The following is an 885-nucleotide window of genomic DNA, read 5'->3' as shown; positions in this document are numbered from 1 at the left end:
TACGTTCTATGCGTGATGACGGATTTAAAAGGGAACATTTTGTTAGAGAAACATGAAAGCGTAAACCGAACCCCTTACCCTGCGATTATGAGCAAAATCCAAAATATGATTGGGTCGATATTGGATGAGATACCTAACAGCCGGTATGGAATAGTTGGGATTGGTGTAGCTGTGCCTGGTATCGTAAACAAAAATGGGACTGTCCTGCTAGCTCCAAACTTAGGCTGGACCAACATTGGATTAAAAAAGGACCTTGAGGACTTATACCATGTTCCCGTTATCATTGAAAATGAGGCGAATGCTGGGGCTATTGGTGAACAACAATTCGGTGCGGGTCAAGATTATCAGAACATCATTTATATAAGTGCTGGAATCGGAATCGGTGTTGGGATCATAATAAACAAAGAATTATATCAAGGGAAAAATGGGTTTTCCGGTGAAATGGGTCATATCATTATTGACCTCAACGGAAACCTTGCAGCTGTGGCAGCAGAGGCTGTTGGGAAGCATACGCCTCTGAAAATGCACTTCTGGAAAATGCTGACTTTGATTCACTTGAGACATTGATTAAGTTGGCCGAGGGTCGTAATCGTAATGAAATGGCCAAGAGTCACTTTGAAGAAATCGGCCAGTACCTTGGTTATGCGATTAATAATATTATTAACACCTTTAACCCCGATCAGGTCATAATCGGAAATCGATTAGCATTGGCAAAAGAATGGATTGAGTCGCCAATACGGACTACGATTGAAAGACATACTCTAGCGCTCCATCAAAATGGGTTGCACTTAGATTTTTCACGGCTTGGAAAATATTCGAGCGCATTAGGTGTTTCTGCTTTTGTTGTTGAGAACTTTATTAAAGCCGAGTAAAAATAGTTATTTT

Annotated in this window: 1 pseudogene; it reads left to right on the top strand. The window is 40.8% G+C overall.

Annotation, left to right across the window (positions count from 1 at the left end):
* Positions 1–15 precede the first annotated feature (15 nt).
* A pseudogene (locus V7659_RS32185) lies at positions 16–872 on the top strand (ROK family protein).
* Positions 873–885 lie beyond the last annotated feature (13 nt).

Origin of the sequence: Neobacillus drentensis (assembly GCF_036966985.1) — a bacterium.
Classification (GTDB): Bacteria; Bacillota; Bacilli; order Bacillales; family Cytobacillaceae; genus Neobacillus; species Neobacillus drentensis_E.
This window is presented reverse-complemented; position numbering and strand designations above follow the sequence as displayed.